The organism is Streptomyces sp. BL1 (genome assembly GCF_057628045.1).
This window is the reverse complement of the sequence record NZ_JBXYWZ010000002.1, coordinates 1,695,422-1,719,567: the sequence shown is the minus strand read 5'-3', so window position 1 is coordinate 1,719,567 and position 24,146 is coordinate 1,695,422. Positions and strand designations below refer to the sequence as shown.

The window sequence follows — 24,146 nt, the reverse complement described above, 5'->3', positions numbered from 1 at the left end:
CACTTACCGGGCCAGTGCGGACAGCAGGCGCTCCAGCGACCCGCCGAGTCCCCAGCGCCCGGCGAGGTCGTCGAGCGCCTTCGGGTCCCGCGGTTCGCGAGGGAGCGCCGCGTCGAACGACGGCAGCGCCACATCGCCGGCGACCCGCACCACCGTCGGCGCGACCTCCACGTACGGGCGGGCCTCGTCCAGCTTCCTGCGCTGCGCGGGCGTCAGCTTCGAGGCGGGGTCGGACACCGCGGCCATGATCCCCGCGAGGTCGCCGTACGTGTCGAGCAGCTTCGCCGCGGTCTTCTCGCCCACGCCGGGAACGCCCGGCAGCCCGTCGCTGGGGTCGCCGCGCAGCAGCGCCAGATCCGCGTAACCGTCGCCGTCCACCCCGTACTTGGCGTGCAGCGCCGCGCCGTCGAACACGTCGAGATTGCCGACGCCCTTCACCGGATACAGCACGCGGACGCCCCGCGAGTCGTCGATCAGCTGGAACAGGTCGCGGTCGCCGGTGACGATGTCGACCGGGCCCGTGGCGCGCGCCGTGAGCGTGCCGATGATGTCGTCCGCCTCGTACCCGGCCGCGCCGACGCGTGCGATGCCGACGGCGTCCAGCACCTCCTCGATCACCGGCACCTGCGGCGCGAGGGTGTCCGGGACCTCCTCGGCGTCCGCGCCGTCCGGCACCTCCTCCGCAACCCGGTGTGCCTTGTACGACGGGATCAGGTCGACCCGCCACTGCGGGCGCCAGTCGAAGTCCATGCAGGCGACGAGGTGGTCCGGCTGGTGGTCGCGGACCAGCCGGGCGATGAAGTCCAGCAGCCCGCGCACGGCGTTGACCGGGGTCCCGTCGGGGGCCTTCATCGATTCGGGCACGCCGAAGTACGCGCGGAAGTAGAGGGACGCGGTGTCGAGGAGCATCAGGCGCTGCGGAGTCGTAGAGGTCACGCCCCGATGATGCCGTACGGGGCGGACACCGCCGTGGAGCCCGTCGGAACGGCCCCGGAGTCTGCACTGTGCGGGCACCGGGCAAACACCGCGGAACTGTGACACGGAACACTGGCTTGTTTGTAACGGTCCGTCCGGGGCAGGGGCGTGCCCGGCGCCGGGTTCGCATGCCGGGTGCAACGGTTTCGCGGCACGAGTGCTCTCCCGGTGCGTTTCCTGCCGGGAGCGGGCTCGTCGGGGAGGGGTGCGGCCGTTCCGTCGTTCGACCCGAGAGGTGTATGTGCCCAGGCTCAGAGCCGAGAACCTGTACAAGGTCTTCGGAAAACGACCGGACGAGGCGGTGTCCCGGCTGAAGGCCGGAACCGACCGCGAGGAACTGCGCGCGGAAGGCACGACAGCTGCCGTGGCCGACGCCTCGTTCGACGTCGAGGAAGGCCAGATATTCGTGGTCATGGGCCTGTCCGGGTCCGGCAAGTCCACGCTGCTGCGGATGCTGAACGGCCTGCTCGACCCCACGTCGGGCACCGTCACCGTCGACGGGCAGGACCTCACCTCGTTGAGCCCCCGAGAGCTCCGGGCGGTCCGCTCGCAGAAGATCAGCATGGTCTTCCAGCACTTCGCGCTCTTCCCCCACCGCAGCGTGCTGCACAACGCCGCGTACGGCCTCGAAGTCCAGGGCGTCCCGCGCGCCGAGCGCGAGAAGCGCGCCACCGAGGCCCTCGAACTCGCCGGCCTCAAGGGCTGGGAGACCTCCTACCCCGACCAGCTGTCCGGCGGTATGCAGCAGCGCGTCGGCCTCGCCCGCGCACTCGCCACCGACGCCGAACTGCTGCTGATGGACGAGTCGTTCAGCGCCCTCGACCCGCTGATCCGCCGCGACATGCAGGACCAGCTGCTCGAACTCCAGTCGAAGCTGAAGAAGACCATCGTCTTCATCACCCACGACCTGAACGAGGCCATGCGCCTCGGCGACCGCATCGCCGTCATGCGCGACGGCCGCATCGTGCAGAACGGCACCGCCGAGGACATCCTCGTCCGGCCCGCCAACGACTACGTCGCCTCCTTCATCCAGGACGTCGACCGCTCCCGCGTGCTGACCGCCGGCGCCGTCATGGAGAAGCCCGGCCCGGCGCAGGACGCCGCCGAGCTGCTCACCACGGCCCCCGCGCGGGTCGCCGCGGACACGCCGCTGTACGAGCTGTTCACGCCGTGCGCCGCCAGTTCCGTACCGGTCGCCGTGCTTGACACCGCCGGCCATCTGGCCGGAGTGGTCACCGCCGAACGGCTGCTGTCCGTCCTCGGCGACCCCTCCGAGGACCCGGCGCCGCAGAACGGCATCACCGGCGTGCCCGCACAGAAGTCCCAGCCCGAGACATCGGGTGAAGAGGTGAACACCCGTGCCTAGACTCGAAATCGGCTCCTGGATCAACGACGGCGTCAACTGGCTACTCAACCACTTCGAGTGGCTCTTCGACTTCGTCAAGAAGGTCGTACAGGGCATGTACGACGGCCTGGAGGGCTTCCTCGGCGCGCCCGAACCCCTGCTGCTGGCCGGTGTGTTCGCACTCATCGCCTGGTGGCTGCGCGGGCTGCTGCCCGCGGTCCTCTCCTTCGCGGGCTTCGCCCTGATCATCTCGATCGAGCAGTGGCAGCCGGCGATGGAGTCCCTCTCGCTGGTCATCCTGTCGGCCGCGGCCAGCCTCGTCGTGGCCATTCCGGTCGGCATCTGGGCCACCCGCAACCGGGCCGTCAGCGCACTGCTGCGCCCCGTGCTCGACTTCATGCAGACGATGCCCGCGATGGTCTACCTCGTGCCCGGCATCTTCTTCTTCGGCGTCGGCCAGGTGCCCGGCATGGTCGCCACCGTCATCTTCTCGATGCCCCCGGCCGTCCGCATGACCGAGCTGGGCATCCGGCAGGTCGACAAGGAACTGGTCGAGGCGGCCGAGGCGTTCGGCACCCCGCCGCGCCGCACCCTCTTCGGCGTGCAGCTGCCGCTGGCCCTGCCCACCATCATGGCGGGCGTCAACCAGACCATCATGCTGGCGCTTTCGATGGTCGTCATCGCGGGCATGGTCGGCGGTGGCGGTCTCGGCTCCTCCATCTACGACTCGATCAGCTCCAACGACCTTCCGCTGGGCTTCGAGGGCGGCATCGCCGTCGTCATCATCGCCATGTACCTGGACCGGATGATCTCCGCGCTGAACCAGCGGGTCTCCGCTCTCGGCCGCCGCGCGATGGCGAAGGAACGCGCCATGGCCGGTGCGGGCACCCGCTTCCTGCACTGGAAGCCGGTCACCTCGCTGGCCGCTGTCGGCGTGGTCGTGCTCGGCGGCTTCGCCTGGATCCCGCCGATGACCCAGGGCGGCGGCACCGGCGGCGACAAGATCAACCTGGGGTACGTCAACTGGGACGAGGGCACCGCCTCCACGTATCTGTGGAAGGAAGTCCTCGAACAGCGCGGCTACAAGCCCGAGGCGCAGTCGTACGAGGCGGGCGCGCTCTACGCGGGCCAGGCCCGCGGCGACATCGACGTGCAGACCAACTCCTGGCTGCCGGTGACGCACGAGCAGTACTGGAAGAAGTACAAGAAGGACCTGGACGACCTCGGCGCCTGGTACGACAAGACCTCGCTGGAGATCGCCGTCCCGAAGTACGTGAAGGGCGTCAAGTCGCTGGAGGACCTGAAGTCCCGGGCCGGCACCTTCAAGAACCGCGTCGTCGGCATCGAGCCCGGCGCCGGCGAAACGAAGATCTACCAGGACGAGGTGGCGAAGCAGTACGGCCTGTCCGGCAAGTACAAGCTCGTCACCAGCACTTCCTCGTCCATGCTGGCCGAACTCAACCGCGCCTACCGGAAGAAGGAGCCGGTCGCGGTCACCCTGTGGTCCCCGCACTGGGCGTACGACAAGTTCGACCTGACCAAGCTGAAGGACCCCAAGGGCGCCTTCGGCAGCGGCGACGGCATCCACATGCTGGCCCGGAAGGGCTTCGCCGAGGAACAGCCGCAGGTCGCCGGGTGGATGAAGAACTTCCACATGGGCGAGAAGCAGCTCACCAGCCTGGAGAACGCCATCCAGAAGGCCGGCAAGGGGCACGAGCAGGAAGGCGTCCGCGCCTGGCTCAAGAAGAACCCCGGCATGGTCGACAAGATGGCGCCGACCGGGAAGAAGAAGGGCGGCGACAAGGCCGCGGGGAAGATCAGCGTCCCCGCGCGTGACGAGGACGGGCGGCACACCGCACCGGCCGCGGTCGCCGGCCGGGAGGCCGTACCGACGGCCTGACCTCCGCGATGTTCGCCGGGTGCGTCGCGCACCCGGGGCGCCCCTTGGCGCGGGCTCCAACTGCCGCCCGCACCAAGGGGCGTTCGCATCGCCCGGGAGAGTCCGTGCGCGTGGGCGTTGCGTCAGTCGAGGCCGGCCCGGACCTCCCGGGCCGCCTCCGTCATGTGGGACAGTGCCTGTTCGACCTGCTCCGGCGAGCGGGTCTTCAAACCACAGTCCGGGTTCACCCAGAGCCGCTCCGGCGGCACCGCACGGAGCGCGCGCCGCAGCAGCCCAGCCATCTCGCGGGCGTCGGGCACCCGCGGCGAGTGGATGTCGTACACACCGGGGCCCGCCTCGCGCGGATAGCGGGCCTTCGCCAGCTCGTCGGCGATGCCCATGTGCGAGCGTGCCGCCTCCAGGCTGATGACGTCCGCGTCCAACGCCTCGATGCCCGCGAGGATTTCGCCGAACTCCGCGTAGCACATGTGCGTGTGGATCTGCGTGTCCGCGCGCACCCCGCCGGTCGCCAGCCGGAACGCCTCGGTCGCCCAGTCCAGATACGCCGGCCGCGCGTCGGCCCGCAGCGGCAGCAGCTCCCGCAGCGCCGGCTCGTCGACCTGGATCACCGAAGTGCCCGCGGCCTCAAGGTCGTCGACCTCGTCGCGGAGTGCCAGCGCCACCTGCCGGGCCGTCTCCGCGAGCGGCTGGTCGTCCCGTACGAACGACCAGGACAGCATCGTCACCGGCCCCGTCAGCATGCCCTTCACGGGCCTGTCCGTCAGCGACTGCGCGTACCGCGTCCACTCCAGCGTCATCGGTCCCGGCCGCGACACGTCACCCGCGAGGATCGGCGGGCGCACGTACCGCGTGCCGTACGACTGCACCCAGCCGTGCTGCGTGGCCAGAAAGCCCGACATCTGCTCGGCGAAGTACTGCACCATGTCGTTGCGTTCGGGCTCGCCGTGCACCAGGACGTCGAGTCCGGCCTTCTCCTGGAAGGCGACGGTCTCGCGGATCTCCTCCGCGATCCGCTCGCGGTACTGCTCCTCGCTCAGCTCGCCCCTGCGCAGTCCGGCGCGCGCTGTGCGGAGCTCCCCGGTCTGCGGGAACGAGCCGATGCTGGTGGTCGGCAGCGGTGGCAGCCCGAGCCGGGCGCGCTGCGCGGACGCGCGCTCCGGGTACGCCTGCGCGCGGCGGGCGTCCTCCTCGGTCACGGCGGCGCTGCGCGCGCGGACGGCGTCGTCCCGTACGAGAGACGAGCCGGCGCGCGAGGCCAGCGCCACACGGCGGGCCGTGAGCTGAGCGCCCACCGCGTCCCTTCCCTCGGTCAACGCCCGTGCCAGTACGGCCACTTCGTCCGTCTTCTGGCGGGCGAACGCCAGCCAGCGCGCCACCTGAGGGTCCAGGTCCCGCTCCAGCGTCACATCGAGCGGCACGTGCAGCAGCGAGCAGGACGGCGCGACGTCCAGCTGCCCGGCCAGACCGAGCAGCGTGGCCAGCCTGCCGGTCAGCTGCTCCAGATCGGACGCCCACACGTTGCGCCCGTCGACCACACCGGCGACCAGGCGCCGCCCCGGCAGCCCGCCGGCCGAGGCCAGCGCCTCCAGGTTGGCCGCGGCCGGGCCCGTGAAGTCCAGCGCCAGGCCCTCGACGGGGGAGCCGGCGAGCACGGGGAGGGCCGGGCCGAGCCGGTCGAAGTACGAGGCGACCAGCAGTTTCGGCCGGTCGGCCGAGGCGCACAGCTCACGGTAGGCGCGGGCCGTGGCGCTCAGTACGGACTCCGGCTGGTCCTGCACCAGCGCCGGCTCGTCCAGCTGCACCCAGTCGGCGCCCGCGGCGCGCAGATCCGCCAGTACGGACGCGTACACCGGCAGCAGCCGGTCCAGCAGCGCGAGCGGATCGAAGTGCGGGTCGGTGCCGGGGGCGGGCTTCGAGAGCAGCAGGAACGTGACGGGTCCGACGAGTACGGGCCGGGCCCGCCGGCCCTCGCGCCGGGCCTCGGTGAACTCGGCCGTCTGCTTGCGGGAGTCCGGCGAGAACGTGCTGTCCGCGCTCAACTCCGGCACCAGATAGTGGTAGTTGGTGTCGAACCACTTCGTCATCTCCAGCGGCTCCGCGTCGGCGGTGCCGCGGGCCATGGCGAAGTACGTGTCCAGTTCGCCCAGCGTGCCGGACTCGGCGGCCCTGCGGTGCCGGGCGGGGACCGCGCCGGCCATCCAGGCGGTGTCGAGCACGTGGTCGTAGAACGAGAAGTGCCCGGTGGGGATCTCCTCGATGCCCGCCTCCGCCTGCTCGCGGCGCGCGTCGGCGCGCAGCGTCGCGGCGGTCTCCAGCAGTTGGGGCTCTGATACGCGGCCCGCCCAGTAGCCCTCGATGGCCTTCTTCAACTCGCGGTCCGGGCCCTGCCGCGGATATCCGTGCGAGGTGGCGTGCACGCGCGATACGTGTGACGTATGTACGTCGGTCACGGAACTCTCCTTCGCGAGTCCTCGTCGATGAACCACACGGCCGCGGTGGTGCGGGGCGTGCGGGCAGTGGCAGGTATTCGGACTCGCGGGCGCGTCGTCGGCGACTTGTCGCCGGGACTCCTACTGGCCGTCGCTTCCCGGGTGTTGCGCACACCCAGTGCGTGATGACGGCGGTCGTTCCCACTCACCGCTGCGGGGCAGTTCCGGTTTCGCACCGGATTCCCTCTTGCGTCGCTCCCGCCTGGCAGACGGGCCGAACCAGCTACGCCCGCCACCCTAGCCCCTGACGGGGCCCGCACCGCAACACCACCCACGCCATGACCTTCTCCTTCCCGCCGCGGAAGGCGCGCGGCACGCGCCTCGCACGGGAGCCGGGTCCCGCTCTCCTTTTCCGCCGCGGCGGGAGGCGCGCGCAGCGATGCGTTTCGGCGGTGTGTGCGCAGCTCGCGCTGAGACCGCCGGCCGGGCCCGCTGGGTGACGTGCCGCTGCGGCGGGAGGGGGTGGGGCGTGAGCGCCCTGATAGGGGCGCGGGGAACTGCGCATGCCGCGGCGGCGGCCGCAGCCGCACAACGCACCAGGAGGGGCAGGCGCGGCCGCACGCAACAACGCGTCCCGCCGCCGCGGGGAGGATGGCCTTCACGGGGAGGCGCGCCCCGCCAGGGGCGTAGCGTGCCCGTATGGGACATGTTGCGCGGGTCGTGTCGATCGTGCCGTCGTTGACGGAAGCCGTCGCCGTGACGGAGCCCGGAATGCTCGTCGGCGCCACCGACTGGTGCTCGCACCCCGCGGACCTCGACGTCACCCGCGTACGGGGCACGAAGAACCCCGACGTGGAGCGGATCACCGCCCTCGCCCCCGACCTCGTGCTGGCCAACGAGGAGGAGAACCGGGAACAGGATCTGGCCGCCCTGCGCGCGGCCGGAATCGACGTCCTGGTGACCGAAGTCCGCACCGTCCCGCAGTCGTTCACGGAACTGCACCGCATGCTGACGGCCGGCTGCGGCCTGCCCCGCCCCGCGTGGCTGGACGACGCGGAGGACGCCTGGCGGGACGCGCGCGCGGAGTTCGACGTGGACGCCGTCGTCCCCATCTGGCGCCGCCCGTGGATGGTGCTGGGACGCGACACGTTCGCCGGAGCCGTCCTCGAACACCTCGGCGTGCGCAACGTGTACGCGGACCACCCCGAGCGCTATCCCCGCGTCCCCCTGGGCGAGTTGACCGCGCCGGACCGCCGCGCCGGCCTCGTCGCGCTGCCGGACGAGCCGTACCCGTTCGGCGCCGACGACGGCCCCGAGGCCTTCCCGGGGCTGCCGGCGGCGCTGCTGAGCGGCCGTCACCTCACCTGGTACGGGCCCTCGCTCACGACCGCGCCGGAGACACTGTGCGCGGCGCTGCGAGCAGCGCTCCGCTGAACAGCCCCCGCACCGTGCAGCTCAGCGCAACCGCCCAGGCGGCAGCCAGCAGCACGTACAGCAGGACGGCCAGCCAGCCCAGCGCGTCGAGCCCCGTGTGCCGGGCGAGGGACGCGGCCCCCGTGACGCACGTGCCGACGGGGAAGGTGAACGCCCACCACGTCATCGTGAACCGCATCCCGCCGCGCACCGCGTGCACGACCAGCGCACCCGCCAACAGCAGCCAGAGCAGGGCGAATCCGAGCACGGGCACCCCGTACAGCACGGCCGCCGTACGGAAGGTGTCCGGCGCCGCGTCGGCGAGGTTGCCCGTGGCGGTGACCGACTGGCCGAGCGGGCCGAGCACGAGGAAGAGCGTCGGCGTGAGGGCGAGCGCGGGCGGCCCGTGGTGGAGCAGGCCCGAGAAGACCGCGGGCAGTACGAGAAGCGTGGCCAGCAGGCTCATCCCGAACAGCGCGAAGCACCCCAGCAGCATCGTCAACTGCGCCTGCCCGGCAGGCAGATGCGGCACCAGTGGCGCGCCGACGGCCGCGGACACCATGGGCGCGACCACGGGCAGCAGCCACACGGCGGACGCCTTGCCGGGCTCGATCCGGTGCCGTACGACCATCAGGTACGGCACGGCGGACGCCGCCGCCACCCCGGTCACGGTGCCCGCCGTCCAGAGCACCCCGTCGATCACCACGGCACCGGGCACCCGCGCGGCCAGGGCCGCACCGCCGACCGCGAGGACGCCCATGGCCAGGCAGCCGTAGAAGGGCGCGACGGCCGGGTCGAGGAGGTGGGCCCGCGCCCGGTCGGAGTGCCGCGCCCAGTGCACCGCACGAGCGGTCAGCAGTACGGCCAGCATCAGTGCGGACAGGGCCCAGACGACGGTGAGTACGGGGCCCGGTACGGGCGCGGGGAGGGCGCCGCCCGCGGTGGCGAGGATGGCGGTGCCCATCACGGCCGCGTACCAGTTGGGCCCGAGTTCCCGTACGGACAGCCGGGCCGGGCGGTGCCGTACGGGCCGGGGGAGCGGCACGGAACGGGAGGACGCGAGAGTGGTCATGTCCCCAACCTCGCGCCCGCCAGGGCCGCCCACCAGGGACTGCCGCGCTATGTGCTCATCAGCGCGGCTTATGACCTCGCGCCGCCACCCGGCCTCGCGCCGCTACCGGGAGCCGCGCCGCCACCCGGTCCCGCGCCGCCACCCGGACCCGCGCTGTCGCCCCGCACCGGCCCGTCGGCCCCGTCGTCCGCAGCCGCCGTGTCCGGGTCCGCGTCCGCCGGGACCTCCGTCTCCGGGTGGTCGAGCCGGTCGGGTCCTGGCCCGAACCGGCCGAAGACCGCGGCGAATACGACCGCGGCCAGCGCCCCCGCCGCGACACCGCTGCCGAACAGGGTGCGGGCCCACGACGGCAGATCCCCGTACATCTGCGGCGCCATGATGGGCAGCAGCCCCGCGCAGAGGGCGAGCGCCACGACGGTGCCGTTGGAGCCCGCGGACAGGTCGACGCGGCTGAGCATGCCGAAGCCCATCACGGCGATCACCGCGTAGATGATGAGGCCCGCCGCACCGACCACCGGCTCGGGGATCGCGGCCAGCAGCCGGGTCAGCGGCGTCAGCAGCCCGCACACCACGAGCAGCACGCCGGCGCCCGCGGTCACGAACCGGGAGCGTACGCGGGTCAGTTGGACGATGCCGATGTTCTCCGCGCTGGTGACCATCAGGGAGGTGCCGAACACGCCGGCGCCCAGCGACAGCACCGCGTCCGCGCGGGCCGTGCGCGGCACGTCACGGGCGGGGTCCGGAGTACGGCCCACCGCCTCGCTGTTGAGCACCGTCTGCCCCGTCGCCTCGGCGAGCGAGGCGAGCGCGAACACCAGCAGCGGCACGGCGGCCAGCAGGTCGAAGTGCGGCGCCCCGTACGGGAAGAGGCCGGGCAGCGCCATCACGGGCCCGCCGGCCGGATGGAACGGCGTACCGGCCAGCGCCGCGATCAGCGTCCCGCCGGCCATGCCGAACAGCACCGACATCTGCCGCCACACACCGCGCAGGACGAGGAAGAACACCGCGGTCACGCCCAGCGTGCCGAAGGCCAGGCCGGGCCCGGACGCCAGCAGCGGCACGGTCACCTTGACCATGTTGATCCCGATGAGCACCACGACCGTGCCCATCACCAGCGGCGGGAAGAACCGCACGAGCCGCCCGTAGAACGGCAGCACCAGCAGCAGGAACACCGCCGCGATCAGCACGGATCCGGACGCGGTGGCCGGACCGTGCTCCTTCGCGATCTGCAGGAAGATCGCGACCGCGGCGCCGCCCGGCAGCATGAGGAACGGCAGCCGCGCCCCGACGCGCAGGGCCCGCACCCCCAACGACTGCAGTACGGCGCCCAGTCCGCACAGCACGAGGGTGGCGCTGAGCAGCGAGGCCGTCTGCCCGCTGTCGAGGCGCAGCGTGGTCGCGATGAGGATGACGGACGAGACGGGCGCCGCGACACCGGCCAGCAGGTGCTGGAAGGCCAGTGGGGCGAGCCGGGGGAGCGGCAGCCGCTCGTCGACGGGGGCCACCGGCGCTGCCGGGGCCGGGGAGGTCGGCATGCCGGGGTCAGCCCTTCGGTACGGTCACGACGCGGGGGGCGTCCCGCACGTCGAGCCAGGGGAGTTCCGCGGCGGAGTAACGGTGGGCGCGGAAGACGGCGTTGGGCTCGGCGGGGAAGAGCTTGCGCACCTCCTCCTCGCGGTAGCCGCCGAAGTGCGGGATCACGTACTCCCAGCACAGATAGCCGTCCGCCGTGACCTCGAAGAGCCGCCCGGCGGGGGAGTCGGTGACCAGTGTGTTGCCGTTCGGCAGCCGCTGCGCGCTGCCCATGAACGGCGCGAAGAACGCCTCGCGCGCCGGGTCGTGGTACTCCCACGCGATCTTCCCGCTGGAGCGCTCCACCTCGATGACGCGCGAGAAGGGCACGTCCCAGTGCGGGCGGAAGACGCCGTTGTCGAAGACCAGGAAGTTGCCGTTGTCCAGCTCGGTCGGGTGGTGCTGCTGGGAGACCACGCCGGGCTCGGTGCGCCAGATCACCTCGCCGGTCTCCCGGCTGATGACGATGACGGCGGACGCGCTGCGCAGGCTGGCGAGGATGTTGCCGTCCCGCAGCTCGGCCACGGAGTTGATCAGCGGGTAGTGCTCGCGCGAGTAGTCCGGGTGCAGCGGGAAGTCCGCGCGGTCAAGGTGCTCGGAGACCTTCCACTCCCAGGTGGTGTTCCCCTCCGCGTCCACCTCCTTGATGGTGTCCGCCCACACGGTGCCGTCCGGCTCGGAGTCCGGTACGCCGCCCCGTACGGCAGCGGCGTCCGCGCCCGTCAGCGGCTCCAGCGCGGCGTACAGGATCCGGCCGTCGCCGAGGTGGTTGGCGTCGTGGTGCTGGAAGCGGTCGCGGTGCTCGCGGACCACGGTGCCGTCCGGCGTGACCTCCTGCATGATCCCGCCGCGGTACTTGTGCCACATCGGGAACAGCGCCGGCTCGTCGGGCAGCACGCCGTTGTACGCGAGGTTGCCGTTCGGCAGGATGCGCGCGTGCCGGCCGGGCCGGTACGGCAGGTTCCACTGGTGCACGGTGTTGCCGCGCAGGTCGGTCAGATACACCTCGCCGGTGCCGGTCAGCGGCGCGAAGAGGGTGTAGCCGCCGTACGAGGCGTCCTCGTCCAGCGCGATCAGCCCGGTGCCGCGGCGGCGGCGGAGATTCTGGTCGACGGCGCCCATGCGCGGTCCTCCTGCTCAAACGTCCTGTCAAACTTTCTTTGATGACGTCAAACAGCTTAACCACCGCGATAGGGTCCAGGGAGACGGTCACCTGTTAAGAAGTGATGAACGAGTGCGAGGGACGGGCCAGATGAGTCAGCCGGACGCCGGGGCGGGGCCCGCGGTCGGGCCCGGGATCCGGCGCAGGCGCCGCGCCCTGGAGCTGACCCTCGCCGAGGTCGCCCGCCGCGCCGGGCTCTCCGTCCCGTTCCTCAGTCAGGTCGAGAACCAGCGCGCCCGCCCCAGCATGAGCTCCCTCCAGCGCGTCGCGGACGCGCTGGACACCACCGCGGTCCAGCTGCTCGCGACCTCCGAGGGGCCGCGCGCCGTGGACGTGGTCCGCGCGGACTCCGTCTCCGTACGCGATCATGCGGAGAGCGGAGAGGAGGGCCGGATGCGGCCACTGGTACGAGGCCATCACCAGCTGCACGCGCTGGAGTTCACCGGGCCGCACGACTGGGAGCGCAGCTTCCGGCACCGCAACGACGAGGTGCTGTACGTCGCGGACGGCTCGGCCGAGGTGCAGGCCGGCGAGGAGTTCCACCGTCTGGAGCGCGGCGACACGCTGTACTGCGCGGGCGGGGTCGAGCACCGCTGGCGCGCCCTGGAGCCCGGTACCCGGGTACTGATCGTCGGCATCGCCGACCACGTGGTGACGGCCGATGAACAGAACCGCTGACCGCGTCCCCGACCTCGGGTCGCTGGAACTGCTGCTCGCCGTCGCCCGGTTGGGCAGCCTCGGCCGCGCCGCACGCGAACTCGGCATCACCCAGCCGGCCGCCAGCGGCCGCGTGCGCTCCATGGAACGCCAGCTGGGCGTCGCCCTCGTCGACCGCTCCCCGCGCGGCTCCCGGCTCACCGAGGCGGGCGCCCTCGTCGCCGACTGGGCACGCCGGATCGTCGAGGCGGCCGAGGCGTTCGACGCGGGAGCGACGGCGCTGCGCGACCGCAGGGACTCCCGGCTGCGGGTCGCCGCCAGCATGACCATCGCCGAATATCTGCTGCCCGGCTGGCTGATCGCCCTGCGTGCGGCCCGCCCCGGCACGGCGGTCTCGCTGCTCGCGGGCAACTCGGCCGCGGTCGCCGAGCGGCTGCACACCGACGAGGCGGACCTCGGCTTCGTGGAGGGCCTCGACATCCCCGCCGGGCTCGACGGCGCCGTGGTCGCGCACGACCGGCTCGTACTGGTCGTCGCCCCCGGACACCGCTGGGCCGGGCGCCGTACGCCGGTGGAGGCGGCGGAAGTGGCGGCGACACCGCTGATCCTCCGCGAGGAGGGGTCCGGCACCCGCCAGGTACTGGAGTCCGCGCTGGGCGCCCTCGCGCCGCCGCTGCTGGAGCTCTCCTCGACCACGGCCGTGAAGGCCTCCGCCGTCAGCGGCGCGGGCCCCGCCGTCCTGAGCGAACTCGCCGTCGGCGAGGAGCTGTCGGCGCGCCGGCTCATCCATGTCCCCGTCGACGGCGTCGAGTTGCGCCGCGCCCTGAGAGCGGTCTGGCCCCGAGGCCACCGCCCCACGGGTCCGGCCCGAGACCTGCTCTCGCTGACGCGGGGGCGCGGCTAACGGGGGCGCGGTGCGGGGGGCGCCTGCCCACACCTCGTGTCAGCGTCCGCTCGCCGCCACCACAAGCGCGCGCATCACGCGCAAGTCGTCGCCCGCTTCCGGATGCCACTGCACCCCGAGCACGAAGTCCCCGTCCCCGCCCCCGAAACCGTCGGCCAGTTCGAGCGCCTCCACCGTGCCGTCCTCGGCGTGCGCACACACGGTCAGGCCGTGCCCGACCGTGTCCACCGCCTGGTGGTGGTACGTCGGCACCGGCACCGCCTCGGGAAGCACCCGCGACAGCAGCGTCCCCGGTACGGGCTTCACGGTGTGCGCGTCGAACACGCCGGGCGCGCCCCGGTGCCCCTCCAGGTGCTGTACGAGGGTGCCGCCCCGGGCGACGTTCAGCACCTGCATGCCGCGGCAGATGCCCAGCAGCGGCAGCCCCCGCTCCAACGCGGCGCCGGTCAGGGCCAGTTCCCACGCGTCCCGCTCGGGTGAGGGAGGGCCCGTCTCGGGTGCGGGGGCGGTCCCGTACCGGTCCGGTGCCACGTCGGGCCCGCCCGAGACGACCAGCCCGTCGAGCCGCGCCACCGCGTCGGCGGCGGCCCCGGGGTCGTCGTCCGGGGGCAGCATGACCGCCAGCCCGCCCGCCCGCTGCACGAGCCGGGGGTAGCCGGCGGGCAGCAGCGCGGCGGGCATGTCCCACACGCCCCACCGCACGCCGTCCTCCAGATACGTGCTGATCCCGATGAGCGGCTTCGCCATCCTGCTCTCCGTTCCTGTCCCTCGCTCCTCGTCCCGGTGCTCCTGGTCCCGGTGCTCCTGGTCCCGCGCCGTACGCGTCCCGACGGTCCGGCCCGCAACTGCCGTCAGTCGCGGTCGAGTTCCGCCTCGGCCGCCGCGAGCGCCGCGAACTCCTCCTCCGGCGCCGCGGCGACCAGATGGCGCCTGCTGTAGAGCGCGAAGTAGGCCACCGCCACCGCGTACAGCGCCAGCGCGATGCCCGCCGCCTTGATGTCGACCAGGAAGGTCGCCACCACGGCCGCGCAGGCCAGTACGAAGGCGACCGACGAGGTGACGATGCCGCCCGGTGTGCGGTACGGCCGCGGCAGTTCAGGTTCCCGCCTGCGCAGCACGATGTGCGACAGCGACATCAGCACGTAACTGATGGAGGCCCCGAACACCGCGATGTTCAGCATCCGCGCCCCGTCGCCGGAGACCGCCGCCAGGCCGAAGCCGAGCGCGCCCGGCACCAGCAGCCCGAGGTAGGGGGCTTTGCGGCGGCTCGTGAGGGACAGGAAGCGGGGCAGATAGCCGGCGCGGGAGAGCGCGAACAGCTGCCGGGAGCCGGCGTAGATGAGGGAGAAGAAGGAGGCCACGAGCCCGGCGAGGCCCGCGTAGTTGACGACCCTGCTGAGCGTCGTCGGGTCGCCGCCGGAGGCGGCCTCCAGCGCGGCGACGAGCGGATTGTCCGCGTCCTTGATCGCGTCGGAGCCGCCCGCGCCGGCCGCGGGGAGCAGCGTCAGCAGGGCCAGCAGTACGAGGATGCCGATGGCCCACGCCATCGCCCGCGGCAGCGTACGGGCCGGGTCGCGGGTCTCCTCCGCCGCCAGGGGGACGCCCTCCACGCCGAGGAAGAACCACATGCCGAACGGGAACGCCGCCCAGATGCCCAGCAGCCCCAGCGGCAGCCACGAACTCGACCCGACCGCGCTCTTGTCGACCGCCACATCGGTCAGCGACCCGGCGTCGAAGGAGCTCAGCGCGCCGACGGCGAACACCAGCAGCGCGGCGACGGCGATCCCGGTGACGACGAAGCTGAACCGCAGCGCCTCGCCGACGCCCCACAGGTGGATGCCGATGAACAGCACGAAGCACGCCAGATAGACCGGCCAGCCGGACTCCAGCCCGAACAGGCCCAGCGATTCGACGTACCCGCCGATGAAGACGGAGATCGCGGCGGGCGCCAGCACGTACTCGATGAGGATCGCGGTGCCGGTCAGAAATCCGCCCCAGGTGCCGAGCGCGCGGCGGGCGAAGCCGTAGCCGCCGCCCGCCGTGGGCAGGACGGAGGACAGCTCCGCGAGCGAGAAGACCAGACAGGCGTACATCGTGCCCATCAGTACGGTGGCGATCGCGAGACCGCCGAACCCCCCTTCGGCGAGGCCGAAGTTCCAGCCGGCGTAGTCGCCCGACACGACGTAGGCGACGCCGAGTCCGGTGAGCAGGAGCCAGCCCGCACTGCCGCGGCGCAGGGTGCGGCGCTGCAGATACTCGTCGTCCGCGGAGCCGGCCGGCGGTCCTGCGGACTGCCCGGCGCCTTCCGCGCGGGGATGCGTCTCGTCTGTCATGGCCACTCCAGCCTGAGGCAATGGTGTGCGGCCATACCTTTGTGTGAGGGAGGCGCGATGCGCAACCCCCGGGACGTAAAAGGCGTGTGACGCGGCCCGACAGGGGCGCGGGGAACTGCGCGGACCCGGCCACGACGCGAACCGCAGCCGCCCGGCACCCGCATGGCCCGCACGCCGCGGCGCACAGTCACAAGCGGCGCCTCAGGTGAGAAAGCCCCGCAGCAGCGCCGCCGTTCCCGCGCAGTGCTCCCGCATCAGCTCCCGCGCCCCCTCCGCGTCCCGCTCCAGCACCGCCTCGACCAGCGCCGAGTGCTGCGTCTGCGCGTGCTCCAAGTTCCGTACGAGCAGCGGGATCCGGCCCAGCAGACCGTTCACCCGGGACCGTACGGCGGCGTACTGCTCGGTCAGCGAGGGCGATCCGGCGAGCTCCACCAGGGCGAGGTGGAACAGCGTGTCGTGCCGCCGGTAGTCGGCCGGCTCCGCGTCCCGGGTGGCGTCCAGGGAGGCGCGCAGCCGCGCCTCGCCGTCCTCCGACAGGCCGTGGACGGCGCACAGTTCGGCCGCGCCGACCTCCAGCACCTCGCGGAAGCGCAGGGTGTCCTCGATGTCCACCGGGTCCCCGTGCGCGGCGTCCGACGCCTGCCGTACGAAGGTACCGCCGTACCGTCCGCGCCGGCTCTCCACCAGGCCTTGCTCGGTCAGCACCTTCAGCACCTCGCGCAGCGTCACCCTGCTGATGCCGAGGCGCTCCGCGAGCTCGCGCTCGGACGGCAGCCGTTCGCCCGCGGGCACCAGGCCCAGCCGGACGATCTGGAGTATCTGCTCCAGCGCCTGCTCGAAGCCGTTGCCCGCGTGCACGGGCCGCAGCACCGTGGCCAGCCGGTCCTCCGCTGCCGCCGCACGGGAGTCGTTCATGGACACCTCTTCCGGTTCCGGTTCCGGCGACCGGCCCTTTTGGTGAAGGGCCTTCCCCGCCAAAGGTTCTCAGGGCTACCTTATGGCTTCCGGCGGACCGACAGGAGGCCCCTCGTGGCAGACCGCACACCACCGCTCCCCGTCGACGAGCTGCGGAAGCTCGTCGACACGGGGGAGATCGACACCGTCATCCTCGCCTTCACCGACATGCAGGGACGCCTGCAGGGCAAGCGGTTCGCGGCCCGCTTCTTCCTCGACGACGTCCTCGAAGGCGGCGCGGAAGGCTGCAACTACCTGCTCGCCGTCGACGTCGAGCTGAACACCGTCGGCGGCTACGAGATGGCGTCGTGGGAGCGCGGCTACGGCGACTTCGCCATGCACGGCGACAAGGGCACCCTGCGCCGCGTGCCGTGGAACCCGGGCACCGCGATGCTCACCGCCGACCTCGCCTGGCACGACGGTTCGCCCGTGGCCGCCTCGCCCCGGCAGATACTGCGGCGCCAGCTCGGCCGGCTCGCCGAGCGCGGCTGGACCGCGCACGTGGGTACCGAGCTGGAGTTCATGGTCTTCCAGGACACCTACGAACACGCCTGGGACAGCGGCTACCGCGGGCTCACCCCGGTCAACCAGTACAACACCGACTACTCCGTCCTCGGCACCGGACGCGTCGAGCCGCTGCTGCGCCGCATCCGCAACGAGATGGGCGCGGCCGGCATGACGGTGGAATCGGCGAAGGGCGAGTGCAACCTCGGGCAGCAGGAGATCGCGTTCCGCTACGACGACGCGCTCACCACCTGCGACCAGCACGTCGTCTACAAGAACGGCGCCAAGGAGATCGCCGCGCAGGAGGGCAGGGCGCTGACCTTCATGGCCAAGTACGACGAGCGGGAGGGCAATTCCTGCCACATCCACCTCTCGCTGCGCGACGAGGCCGGCCGCCCCGTCCTCGCCGCGGTCCCCGGCGACGACGACCCGTACGGCATGTCCGCCACCATGCGGCACTTCCTCGCGGGCCAGCTCGCCGCGCTGCGCGAACTCACCCTGCTGTACGCGCCGAACATCAACTCCTACAAGCGCTTCCAGCCGGGGTCCTTCGCGCCCACCGCCGTCGCCTGGGGCCCCGACAACCGCACCTGCTCGTACCGCGTCGTCGGCCACGGGCCCGCGCACCGGCTGGAGAACCGCGTCCCCGGCGGCGACGTCAACCCGTACCTCGCCGTCGCCGGAATGATCGCCGCCGGGCTGCACGGCATCGACCACGAGCTGGAACTCCCCGCCGCCTGCACCGGCAACGCGTACACGGGCGACGCCGAGCACGTGCCCGGCACCCTGCGGGACGCCGCCGAGCTGTGGGAGCAGAGCAGCCTCGCCCGGGACGCCTTCGGCCCCGAAGTGGTCGCGCACTACAGCAACATGGCGCGCATCGAACAGCAGGCGTACGACACCGCAGTGACCGACTGGGAGCGCGTCCGCTCCTTCGAACGCATGTGACCCGCACACCCCCGGACCGTCCGACAGCCGGCTGACCGACCAAGGAACCCTCTTGCCGCACCAGCAGGACACCCCGTACGAACTCCCCGTCGTCAACCCGGCGACCGAGGAGCAGATCGCCTCCGTACCGGCAGCGAGCCCCGCCGGCGTGGACGCCGCCGTTGCCCGCGCCGCCCGCGCCCAGCGCACCTGGGCGGCGCTCGCCCCCGCCGACCGCGCCCGGCTGCTGCGCCGCTTCGCGGCCGCCGTCGACGAACACCGCGAGGAACTCGCCCAGTTGGAGGTCCGCGAGGCCGGACACCCCGTCGGCAACGCGCGCGGTGAGGCCGCCAACGTCCGCGACCTGCTCGACTACGCGGCGGGCGGCGTCGAACGGCTCACCGGTACGCAGATCCCCGTCGCCGGCGGAGTGAACCTCACCTTCGCCGAACCGCTGGGCGTCGTCGCCGTCATCGCGCCGTGGAACTTCCCCATGCCGATCTCCGCCTGGGGGACGGCGCCCGCCCTCGCCGCGGGCAACGCCGTCCTCCTCAAGCCCGCCGAGACCACCCCGCTGACCGCACTGCGCCTCGCCGAGCTGGGACGTGAAGCGGGCCTGCCCGAGGGCCTGTTCCAGGTGCTGCCGGGGGAGGGGCCGGTCGCCGGCGCCGCGCTGGTGGAGCACCCGGGCGTCGCCAAGGTCGTCTTCACCGGGTCGACGGCCGTCGGCAAGCAGATCATGGCGAAGTGCGCCGGCAGCGTGAAGCGCGTGACGCTCGAACTCGGCGGCAAGAGCCCCAACATCGTCTTCGCCGACGCCGACATCGAACGGGCCGCCGCGGCGGCCCCCGCTTCCTTCCTCGACAACACCGGACAGGACTGCTGCGCCCGCAGCCGCATCCTGGTCCAGCGCGGCGTCCACGACCGCTTCCTGGAGCTGCTGGAACCGGCCGTGCACGCCTTCACGGTGGGCGATCCGGCGGACGAGGCCACGCAGATGGGCCCGCTGATCTCGGCCCGGCAGCGGGACCGGGTACGGGACTTCGTACCCGAGGACGCGCCGGCCCGGATCCGCGGCACGGCGCCCGAGGGGCCCGGCTTCTGGTATCCGGCGACCGTCCTGGAGGGCAAGCCGGACGACCGTACGGCCATCGAGGAGATCTTCGGCCCGGTCACCGTCGTCATCCCCTTCGACGACGAGGCGGACGCGGTCCGGCTGGCCAACGCCACCGACTACGGACTGTCCGGCTCCATCTGGACCCGTGACACCGGCCGCGCGCTGCGCGTCTCGCAGGCCGTGGCCGCGGGCAATCTGTCGGTCAACTCGCACAGCAGCGTGCGCTATTCGACCCCCTTCGGCGGCTACAAGCAGTCCGGTTTCGGCCGCGAGCTGGGCCCGGACGCGCTGTCCGCCTTCACCGAGACCAAGAACGTGTTCATCAGCACCGAGCCGGCCGAGAACGGCACCGAGCGCACCGAGGAGCAGCAGTGACCGACGTGACCCCCGAGACGACCCCCGTCTGCCGCCGCCTTCCGGGCCGTACCGCCGTGGTCACCGGGGCCGGCAGCGGCATCGGCCTCGCCACCGCCCGCCGCCTCGCCTCCGAGGGCGCCAACGTCGTCTGCGCGGACGTCGACACGGTCCGCGGCAAGGCGGCGGCCGAGGAGACCGGCGGCCTGTACGTGGAGACCGACGTGACCGACCCGGAGCAGGTCGAGGCGCTGTTCCGCACCGCGTACGAGACGTACGGCTCGGTCGACGTGGCCTTCAACAACGCGGGCATCTCGCCGCCCGACGACGACTCGATCCTGGACACCGGGCTGGAAGCCTGGCAGCGGGTCCAGGAGGTCAACCTCACCTCGGTGTACCTGTGCTGCAAGCACGCCCTCCCGTACATGCGCGAGCAGGGCCGCGGCTCCATCATCAACACCGCCTCGTTCGTGGCCGTGATGGGCGCCGCGACCTCCCAGATCAGCTACACCGCCTCGAAGGGCGGCGTGCTGGCCATGTCGCGGGAGCTGGGCGTGCAGTTCGCCCGCGAGGGCATCCGGGTGAACGCGCTGTGCCCGGGCCCGGTCAACACGCCCCTGCTGAAGGAGCTGTTCGCGAAGGACCCGGAGCGCGCCGAACGCCGCCTGGTCCACGTACCGGTGGGCCGGTTCGCCGAGCCGGAGGAGATGGCCGCCGCCGTCGCCTTCCTCGCGAGCGACGACTCGTCCTTCGTCAACGCGGCGGAGTTCCTGGTGGACGGCGGCATCTCCAGCGCGTACGTGACACCCCTTTAGAAGGCACCCAACAGGAGGGGCGCGGGGAACGGCGCGGACAAGGGGCGCGGGAAACTGCGCAAACCCCACGCAAACCGCACCGCTCACGAGTTACATGTGGCGTACAAGTGTAGGGGGCCGTCTCACCCGTCGGCCCTCTACACGACACCGCGTCAGAGAGGCCCCATGAGCGCCAGATCCACCCTCCTCCCCGTACTGGCCGCAGCCACCGCCCTCACGGCCGCAGCCGTCACCGCACAGCCCGCGAACGCCACCCCCCAGCGCACCGATTCGCGCGCAAGCGCCCACTGCCCCCAGCTGTCCCGGCACCTGCACTGGTACGGCGACAACCGCGCACGGCTCCAGCGGATGATCGACGAGCGCGGCAGCTGCTCCCACCCGACGAACCCGGCGCACGCCGGAAACCGACCCGTCGCCGCCTTCGACTGGGACAACACCCTCACCAAGAACGACATCACCGACGCCACGCTCGGCTGGGCCGTCCGGCACGACAAGATCCTCCGCCCGGCCCGCTGGCGCGACACCAGCAAATGGCTCACCCCGGCCGCCGAGCGCGCCCTGACCGCCGCCTGCGGCACCAACGTGCCCGTCGGCGCACCCCTGCGCACCTCGGCCGGCACCCGCTGCGCCGACGAGATCTGGGAGATGCGCGCCGAGGCGAAGACCATGGCCGGGAAGGAGGGCTTCGCCGGCGAGTGGAACCACCGCCGCACCAAGCCCCAGTACGCCTGGGTCCCGCAGCTGTTCGCCGGCCACACCGACCGCGAGGTCCGCTCGTACACGGCGAAGGCCCGTACGGAGGCGCTCCGCGCGCCCGTCGGCAGCGAACGGAAGATCGGCACGCACACCGTCCCCGCCTCCGTGCGCTACTACCCGCAACAGCGGGACCTGATCCGTACGCTGAAGGCCGCCGGCTTCGACGTGAACGTCGTCTCCGCGGGATCCGAGCCCGTCACCGAGGTGTGGTCGCGCGGCATCGGCGTGGACAGGGAGCACACCTTCGCCATCCGCAGCCTGAAGGACCGGCACGGCAGGATCACCGCCGGCACCCGCGGCTGCGGCGACGTACCGGACGGCAAGGGCGAGGCCATCCCGTACCGGGACGGCAAGCGCTGCGTCATCAACCAGGAGATCTTCGGCATCCACGGTGCCGCGGCCTGGCAGCGGCAGGACGCCGCGCACCGCATCGCGCTCGGCGGCGGCGACGCCGACACCGACGTGACCTTCGTCGGCGACGCGACCGGCGCCCATCTCGTCCTCAACCGCAACGAGAACGAGATCATGTGCCGCGCCTACGACAACGAGGACGGCCGCTGGGTGATCAACCCCATGTTCATCGGACCCGAGCCGCGGATGAAGGGCAGTTATCCCTGCTCGACCGAGGGGTACACCCGCCCCGACGGCTCCCTCGGACCGGTCCGCCGCGCGGACGGCTCCGTCGTCCCCGACCAGGCCGACACCGTGCACGGGTGACCCGTTCCGCCGCGCATTAGGGTGCCCGCGTGAGCACACCGACGCCCAACGGCCCCGCCCCGCCCGGCTGGTATCCGGACCGGGCCCCCAACGGCAGCCCGCAGCGCGAGCGCTGGTGGGACGGCGCCGCCTGGACGGCGCAGATCCGCCCCCGCGGCGCACCCCGCGGACCGCTGGTCGCCGGCGTGACCGGTGCCCTCATCCTGATCGCCGCGCTGGTCACCGGCGGCGTCCTGCTCTTCGGCGTCGGGCCGGCGGCCCAGCGCGACAAGGACGCCGGTACGGGAGGGGGCTCCGGAGGTTCCTCCGGCCCTCCCTCGGCCGGGCCGGAAACCCCGGCGAACGGCGTCCAGTTGCCGGTGCTGCCCGGCTGGGTGCGGGAGGACGGCGGTGCGGCCGTCTCCACGGGCGAATACCCCTGCCCGGGAGACGACGGCACCACCTGCCTGCGCGGCGGCTCCACGGTCGCCTCCGCCGGTACGAAAGCCCGTACCCCGGAGGCCGCCGCGAAGGAGGACATCACGCCGAACTCCCGGCAGGTGTACCAGTCCGGGACGTACGGGGGCATCACCGAGCACAAGGTGCTGGCCAGTGAGCGCGTCACCGTCGCCGGGCAGCAGGGCTACCGCGTCCGCTGGCGGATCACCAACAGGGTGAAGCCCGACGCGTACGTCGAATCGCTCGCCTTCCCGCACCCGGACGGATCGGGCCGGCTGCTCATGCTGCGCAGCGGATTCGACATCCACAAGGGCGCGCCGCCGCTGTCCGACATGGACCGGATAGCGGAAGGGGTCAAGCGGACGGAACCGTAAGGGCTCGCCGGTTCACAAAAAGGTGTGGCCCTCGCCGCGGTACGTCGGCACGGTCGCCGACACCTTCTCGCCCTCCACCAGGTGCAGTTCGGCGAACCGTTCACACAGTTCGCCCGCTTTCGCGTGCCGGAACCACACCTTGTCGCCGATGAGCAGATCATCCGCCGGTGCGCCGAGCAGCGGCGTCTGCACCTCGCCCGCGCCCTCCTGCGGATCGAACCGCAGCCCGCGCGGCAGATAAGGGCGCGGCAGCCGGTCCCGCCCGGGCGCGCCCGACGCCGGATAGCCGCCGCCCAGCACCGTCACCACACCCACGCCCGGCCGGCGCACCACGGGCAGCGCGAACAGCGCCGCCGGACGCGAGGTGAACGACCGGTAGTTGTCGAAGAGATGCGGCACGAAGAGCCCGGACCCCGCGGCCACCTCGGTCACCGCGTCCTCCGCGGCGGTGTGCTGCACGCTGCCCGTACCGCCGCCGTTCACGAACTCCAGGTCCGGCGCCACCGACCGGACGGCCCGTACCACCGCGGCCCGCCGCGCGGCGAGTTCGCGCCGCGCCGCCGCCTGCATGAGCCGCACCCCGCCCGAACGCAGCGGACTGCCCGGTACGGCGTCGCCCACACCGGCGATGTGCCCCTCGTACGCCATCAGTCCCACCAGCCGGAAGCCCGGCCTGCGCGCCACGGAACGGGCCAACTCGGCCACCTGCGCGGGGGAGTGCAGCGGCGAACGCCGGGCGCCGATCCGCACTCGGCCGCCCAGCAGCCGCAGCGAGGTGTCCAGCTCCAGACAGACCCGGATCTCCTCCGTGCCGCCGTTCCGCGCCGCGTCGATCAGCGACAGCTGGGCCGGATCGTCGACCATCACCGTCACGGCGCGGGCGAGCTTCGGGTCCGCGGCGAGCTCCGCGTACGCCGAGCGGTCGGTGGACGGATAGGCCAGCAGCACGTCCTGCACACCGCAGCGGGCCAGCCACAGCGACTCGGCGAGCGTGTAGCTCATCACCCCGTGGAAGCCGGGCCGGGCCAGCACCCGCTCCAACAGGGCTCTGCAGCGTACGGACTTGGAGGCGACCCGTACGGGCTTGCCCCCCGCGCGGCGCAGCACGGCGTCGGCGTTGGCGTCGAAGGCCGTCAGATCGACGAGCGCCAGCGGTCCGTCGGCCCCCGCGGTCGCCCGGTCGTAACGCGCCCGGTCAGCGGCGAGATCGACTGTCGTATCGAACACGTCGGCAGCTTGCCAGAGCCGCGCCGCCGGGCACAGCCCCTCGTCACAGCCGGTTCGGGGCGGGTTGCCGCGGGGGGCCGTTCGCACCGTAGAGTGACGCAGCACGCTGCGAGCACCCGGACGACGGCGTGTTGTCCGATACGAACCGGCCTGCCCCGAAAGGCATTCGTGTGGGGTGGCACTGCGCGCGGGGAGGGGCGC

Annotated in this window: 18 protein-coding genes, 1 pseudogene and 1 riboswitch; of the genes and pseudogenes, 10 read left to right on the top strand and 9 right to left on the bottom strand. The window is 72.5% G+C overall.

Annotation, left to right across the window (positions count from 1 at the left end; translation table 11 throughout):
• Nucleotides 1-3 precede the first annotated feature (3 nt).
• Nucleotides 4-909 (bottom strand): 5'-3' exonuclease, encoded by a 906-nt coding sequence (locus AC3AGO_RS07785; protein WP_487824568.1) that lies wholly within the window; start codon nucleotides 907-909, stop codon nucleotides 4-6.
• Between the two features lie 307 nt (nucleotides 910-1,216).
• Between AC3AGO_RS07785 and AC3AGO_RS07780 the strand changes: the two genes are divergently transcribed.
• Together AC3AGO_RS07780 and AC3AGO_RS07775 are read left to right on the top strand one after the other, a co-directional pair.
• On the top strand, nucleotides 1,217-2,341 hold the full coding sequence (locus AC3AGO_RS07780; RefSeq protein WP_487819394.1) for a quaternary amine ABC transporter ATP-binding protein: 1,125 nt from the start codon (nucleotides 1,217-1,219) through the stop codon (nucleotides 2,339-2,341).
• Nucleotides 2,334-4,160, top strand: a pseudogene (locus tag AC3AGO_RS07775) (ABC transporter permease/substrate binding protein); the annotation flags it as partial. The gene AC3AGO_RS07780 and the pseudogene AC3AGO_RS07775, both read left to right, overlap by 8 nt.
• A gap of 182 nt (nucleotides 4,161-4,342) precedes the next feature.
• Here the strand turns inward: AC3AGO_RS07775 and metE are convergent.
• Complete coding sequence (metE, locus tag AC3AGO_RS07770) at nucleotides 4,343-6,670, bottom strand: 5-methyltetrahydropteroyltriglutamate--homocysteine S-methyltransferase (protein WP_487819393.1); 2,328 nt, start codon at nucleotides 6,668-6,670, stop codon at nucleotides 4,343-4,345.
• Between the two features lie 67 nt (nucleotides 6,671-6,737).
• A riboswitch (cobalamin riboswitch) is annotated at nucleotides 6,738-6,931 on the bottom strand.
• Between the two features lie 417 nt (nucleotides 6,932-7,348).
• Between metE and AC3AGO_RS07765 the strand changes: the two genes are divergently transcribed.
• On the top strand, nucleotides 7,349-8,083 hold the full coding sequence (locus AC3AGO_RS07765; protein ID WP_487819392.1) for a helical backbone metal receptor: 735 nt from the start codon (nucleotides 7,349-7,351) through the stop codon (nucleotides 8,081-8,083).
• Here AC3AGO_RS07765 and AC3AGO_RS07760 read toward each other — a convergent pair.
• The 3 genes from AC3AGO_RS07760 to AC3AGO_RS07750 all read right to left on the bottom strand — a co-directional run bounded on the left by AC3AGO_RS07760 (nucleotide 8,031) and on the right by AC3AGO_RS07750 (nucleotide 11,828).
• Nucleotides 8,031-9,134, bottom strand: coding sequence for a TDT family transporter (locus AC3AGO_RS07760; protein WP_487819391.1), 1,104 nt, complete (start codon nucleotides 9,132-9,134; stop codon nucleotides 8,031-8,033). The two genes, AC3AGO_RS07765 and AC3AGO_RS07760, sit on opposite strands and share 53 nt — an antisense overlap.
• Nucleotides 9,135-9,202: 68 nt before the next feature.
• Entirely contained in the window at nucleotides 9,203-10,669 is a 1,467-nt protein-coding gene (locus AC3AGO_RS07755) for a uracil-xanthine permease family protein (protein WP_487819390.1), read from the bottom strand.
• Between the two features lie 7 nt (nucleotides 10,670-10,676).
• Complete coding sequence (locus AC3AGO_RS07750; protein WP_487819389.1) at nucleotides 10,677-11,828, bottom strand: arylsulfotransferase family protein; 1,152 nt, start codon at nucleotides 11,826-11,828, stop codon at nucleotides 10,677-10,679.
• Between the two features lie 130 nt (nucleotides 11,829-11,958).
• On the opposite strand from AC3AGO_RS07750, the gene AC3AGO_RS07745 reads away from it, so the two are divergent.
• Together AC3AGO_RS07745 and AC3AGO_RS07740 are read left to right on the top strand one after the other, a co-directional pair.
• Nucleotides 11,959-12,546: a helix-turn-helix domain-containing protein gene (locus tag AC3AGO_RS07745; protein ID WP_487819388.1), complete on the top strand. Its 588-nt coding sequence runs from the start codon at nucleotides 11,959-11,961 to the stop codon at nucleotides 12,544-12,546.
• The gene (locus tag AC3AGO_RS07740; protein WP_487819387.1) at nucleotides 12,530-13,429 is read left to right on the top strand and encodes a LysR family transcriptional regulator; all 900 of its coding nucleotides are present in this window, start codon (nucleotides 12,530-12,532) and stop codon (nucleotides 13,427-13,429) included. The genes AC3AGO_RS07745 and AC3AGO_RS07740 overlap by 17 nt, the downstream gene beginning before the upstream one ends.
• Before the next feature lie 39 nt (nucleotides 13,430-13,468).
• Here AC3AGO_RS07740 and AC3AGO_RS07735 read toward each other — a convergent pair whose 3' ends face one another.
• The 3 genes from AC3AGO_RS07735 to AC3AGO_RS07725 form a co-directional block, all read right to left on the bottom strand.
• Nucleotides 13,469-14,176, bottom strand: a complete 708-nt coding sequence (locus tag AC3AGO_RS07735; RefSeq protein WP_487819386.1) for a gamma-glutamyl-gamma-aminobutyrate hydrolase family protein — start codon at nucleotides 14,174-14,176, stop codon at nucleotides 13,469-13,471.
• 104 nt (nucleotides 14,177-14,280) lie between these two features.
• Complete coding sequence (eat, locus tag AC3AGO_RS07730) at nucleotides 14,281-15,762, bottom strand: ethanolamine permease (protein WP_487819385.1); 1,482 nt, start codon at nucleotides 15,760-15,762, stop codon at nucleotides 14,281-14,283.
• 201 nt (nucleotides 15,763-15,963) lie between these two features.
• On the bottom strand, nucleotides 15,964-16,677 hold the full coding sequence (locus AC3AGO_RS07725) for a FadR/GntR family transcriptional regulator (RefSeq protein WP_487819384.1): 714 nt from the start codon (nucleotides 16,675-16,677) through the stop codon (nucleotides 15,964-15,966).
• Nucleotides 16,678-16,791: 114 nt separating this feature from the next.
• On the opposite strand from AC3AGO_RS07725, the gene AC3AGO_RS07720 reads away from it, so the two are divergent.
• The 5 genes from AC3AGO_RS07720 to AC3AGO_RS07700 all read left to right on the top strand — a co-directional run bounded on the left by AC3AGO_RS07720 (nucleotide 16,792) and on the right by AC3AGO_RS07700 (nucleotide 22,718).
• Entirely contained in the window at nucleotides 16,792-18,168 is a 1,377-nt protein-coding gene (locus tag AC3AGO_RS07720; protein WP_487819383.1) for a glutamine synthetase family protein, read from the top strand.
• 52 nt (nucleotides 18,169-18,220) lie between these two features.
• Nucleotides 18,221-19,639 (top strand): aldehyde dehydrogenase family protein, encoded by a 1,419-nt coding sequence (locus AC3AGO_RS07715; protein WP_487819382.1) that lies wholly within the window; start codon nucleotides 18,221-18,223, stop codon nucleotides 19,637-19,639.
• Nucleotides 19,636-20,433: a 3-oxoacyl-ACP reductase gene (locus AC3AGO_RS07710; RefSeq protein WP_487819381.1), complete on the top strand. Its 798-nt coding sequence runs from the start codon at nucleotides 19,636-19,638 to the stop codon at nucleotides 20,431-20,433. Before AC3AGO_RS07715 ends, AC3AGO_RS07710 begins: the two co-directional genes overlap by 4 nt.
• 165 nt (nucleotides 20,434-20,598) lie before the next feature.
• Entirely contained in the window at nucleotides 20,599-21,906 is a 1,308-nt protein-coding gene (locus AC3AGO_RS07705) for an HAD family hydrolase (RefSeq protein WP_487819380.1), read from the top strand.
• Nucleotides 21,907-21,935: 29 nt separating this feature from the next.
• Nucleotides 21,936-22,718: a DUF2510 domain-containing protein gene (locus AC3AGO_RS07700; RefSeq protein ID WP_487819379.1), complete on the top strand. Its 783-nt coding sequence runs from the start codon at nucleotides 21,936-21,938 to the stop codon at nucleotides 22,716-22,718.
• A 12-nt stretch (nucleotides 22,719-22,730) separates the two neighbouring features.
• Here AC3AGO_RS07700 and AC3AGO_RS07695 read toward each other — a convergent pair whose 3' ends face one another.
• Nucleotides 22,731-23,945, bottom strand: a complete 1,215-nt coding sequence (locus AC3AGO_RS07695) for an amino acid deaminase/aldolase (protein WP_487819378.1) — start codon at nucleotides 23,943-23,945, stop codon at nucleotides 22,731-22,733.
• Nucleotides 23,946-24,146 lie beyond the last annotated feature (201 nt).